Genomic DNA, 3,400 nt, shown 5'->3' with positions numbered 1-3,400 from the left:
CCTCCCGGGTGCAGTACCATCGGCGCTGTGGGTCTTAGCTTCCGGGTTCGGAATGGGACCGGGCGTTTCCCCCACGCTATGACCGCCGTAACCTTGTTACCCGTTCCCGTGTTTTGCCTGGTGTGGGCGTTTTTTCGGGGTGGGAAATCTGTGGTGGTTACAACTGTGGTGTTGTTATTTAGTTGTGTTTTGTTCCTGGAACAAGCGGGTTGTTGTTCGGGAACCACATAGTGGACGCGTGCAGTGTTTTGTGTGGTGTAAGTTGTTGGCCTATTAGTACCGGTCAGCTTCACGAGTCTTTAGTCCTCGCTTCCACATCCGGCCTATCAACCCAGTGGTCTGGCTGGGGGCCTCTCACACATAATGTGTATGGAAATCTCATCTTGAAGCGAGCTTCCCGCTTAGATGCTTTCAGCGGTTATCCCATCCGAACGTAGCTAATCAGCGATGCACTTGGCAGTACAACTGACACACCAGAGGTTCGTCCGTCCCGGTCCTCTCGTACTAAGGACAGCCCTTCTCAAATTTCCTGCGCGCGCAGCGGATAGGGACCGAACTGTCTCACGACGTTCTAAACCCAGCTCGCGTACCGCTTTAATGGGCGAACAGCCCAACCCTTGGGACCTACTCCAGCCCCAGGATGCGACGAGCCGACATCGAGGTGCCAAACCATGCCGTCGATATGGACTCTTGGGCAAGATCAGCCTGTTATCCCCGAGGTACCTTTTATCCGTTGAGCGACGGCCATTCCACAATGTACCGCCGGATCACTAGTCCCGACTTTCGTCCCTGCTTGAGATGTCTCTCTCACAGTCAAGCTCCCTTGTGCACTTACACTCGACACCTGATTGCCAACCAGGCTGAGGGAACCTTTGGGCGCCTCCGTTACTTTTTAGGAGGCAACCGCCCCAGTTAAACTACCCATCAGGCACTGTCCCTGACCCGGATCACGGGCCGAAGTTAGATGTCCAAAGTGACCAGAGTGGTATTTCAACGATGACTCCACCCGAACTGGCGTCCGGGTTTCAACGTCTCCCACCTATCCTACACAAGCCACTCCGAACACCAATACCAAACTATAGTAAAGGTCTCGGGGTCTTTCCGTCCTGCTGCGCGTAACGAGCATCTTTACTCGTACTGCAATTTCGCCGAGTTTATGGTTGAGACAGCGGGGAAGTCGTTACTCCATTCGTGCAGGTCGGAACTTACCCGACAAGGAATTTCGCTACCTTAGGATGGTTATAGTTACCACCGCCGTTTACTGGGGCTTAAATTCTCAGCTTCGCCACAAGTGGCTAACCGGTCCTCTTAACCTTCCAGCACCGGGCAGGAGTCAGTCCGTATACATCGTCTTGCGACTTCGCACGGACCTGTGTTTTTAGTAAACAGTCGCTTCCCCCTGGTCTCTGCGGCCCACACCCGCTCACGGAGAGCAAGTCTCCATCACGGGGCAGGCCCCCCTTCTCCCGAAGTTACGGGGGCATTTTGCCGAGTTCCTTAACCATAATTCTCTCGATCGCCTTGGTATTCTCTACCTGATCACCTGTGTCGGTTTGGGGTACGGGCGGCTAAAACCTCGCGTCGATGCTTTTCTTGGCAGCATAGGATCACCGGATCCCCCCATACGGGGGTCCCATCAGATCTCAGGATCGTGCTCGAAACACACAGGAACGGATTTGCCTATCCCTGACCCTACATCCTTAGACCGGGGCAACCATCGCCCGGCCCGGCTACCTTCCTGCGTCACACCTGTTAATACGCTTACCTCCCGGGATCAGGTCCCGCGCTCGGCCAAAACCCACAACACCACAAGGGTGAGCGGGCAGGCTCCGGGCGGTTAGTATCCCCCGCTTGGCATGGGCGGTTTTTCGCCGGTACGGGAATATCAACCCGTTGTCCATCGACTACGCCTGTCGGCCTCGCCTTAGGTCCCGACTTACCCAGGGCAGATTAGCTTGACCCTGGAACCCTTGATCATTCGGCGGACGGGTTTCTCACCCGTCTTTCGCTACTCATGCCTGCATTCTCACTCGTGTAGGCTCCACCGCTGGTTTCCACCGCGACTTCACTGCCCACACGACGCTCCCCTACCACTCCACACCCCTGAACCACGAAGGCTAGGGCATTATGTGAAATCCACAACTTCGGCGGTGTACTTGAGCCCCGCTACATTGTCGGCGCGGAATCACTTGACCAGTGAGCTATTACGCACTCTTTCAAGGATGGCTGCTTCTAAGCCAACCTCCTGGTTGTCTTCGCAACTCCACATCCTTTCCCACTTAGCACACGCTTAGGGGCCTTAGTTGGTGGTCTGGGCTGTTTCCCTCTCGACTATGAAGCTTATCCCCCACAGTCTCACTGCTGCGCTCTGACTTACCGGCATTCGGAGTTTGGCTGACGTCAGTAACCTTGTAGGGCCCATCGGCCATCCAGTAGCTCTACCTCCGGCAAGAAACACGCAACGCTGCACCTAAATGCATTTCGGGGAGAACCAGCTATCACGGAGTTTGATTGGCCTTTCACCCCTACCCACAGCTCATCCCCTCCATTTTCAACTGAAGTGGGTTCGGTCCTCCACGACGTCTTACCGTCGCTTCAACCTGGCCATGGGTAGATCACTCCGCTTCGGGTCTAGATCACGCCACTACACTCGCCCTATTCAGACTCGCTTTCGCTACGGCTACCCCACACGGGTTAACCTCGCGACGTAACACTAACTCGCAGGCTCATTCTTCAAAAGGCACGCCGTCACCAGAATCAGACTGGCTCCGACGGATTGTAAGCACACGGTTTCAGGTACTGTTTCACTCCCCTCCCGGGGTACTTTTCACCTTTCCCTCACGGTACTGGTCCGCTATCGGTCATTAGGAAGTATTTAGGCTTATCAGGTGGTCCTGACAGATTCGCACGGGATTTCTCGGGCCCCGTGCTACTTGGGATACTCCCCAGGCCGTGCACAACATTACGGTTACGGGGCTCACACCCTCTCTGGCCGGCCTTTCAAGACCGTTCACCTATGCCTGCACCTCACCTCACTGGTCCGGCAGAACCAGAACGGAAAGTCCCACAACCCCGCCCATGCAACGCCCGCCGGCTATCACACATGGAAACGGTTTAGCCTGATCCGCGTTCGCTCGCCACTACTAACGGAATCACTATTGTTTTCTCTTCCTGCGGGTACTGAGATGTTTCACTTCCCCGCGTTCCCCCCACGCACCCTATGTGTTCAGATGCGGGTCACACAATCACCTCACAGCGTTGTGCGGGGTTTCCCCATTCGGACATCCTGGGATCAACGCTCGGTTATCAACTCCCCCAGGCTTATCGCAGATTCCTACGTCCTTCTTCGGCTCCTAATGCCAAGGCATCCACCGTGTGCCCTTAAAAACTTGACCACACA

Annotated in this window: 2 rRNA genes; both read right to left on the bottom strand. The window is 55.4% G+C overall.

The window, feature by feature from the left end:
• A 5S ribosomal RNA gene (rrf, locus tag AC6CH8_RS22765) occupies positions 1-90 on the bottom strand; the annotation flags it as partial.
• A gap of 162 nt (positions 91-252) precedes the next feature.
• Positions 253-3,395: ribosomal RNA gene (locus AC6CH8_RS22760) — 23S ribosomal RNA — on the bottom strand.
• Positions 3,396-3,400: the final 5 nt, after the last annotated feature.

This window comes from Paenarthrobacter sp. GQ52 (assembly GCF_059759005.1).
The sequence above is the reverse complement of the archived record's forward strand: the minus strand, read 5'-3'. Positions and strand labels throughout refer to the sequence as shown.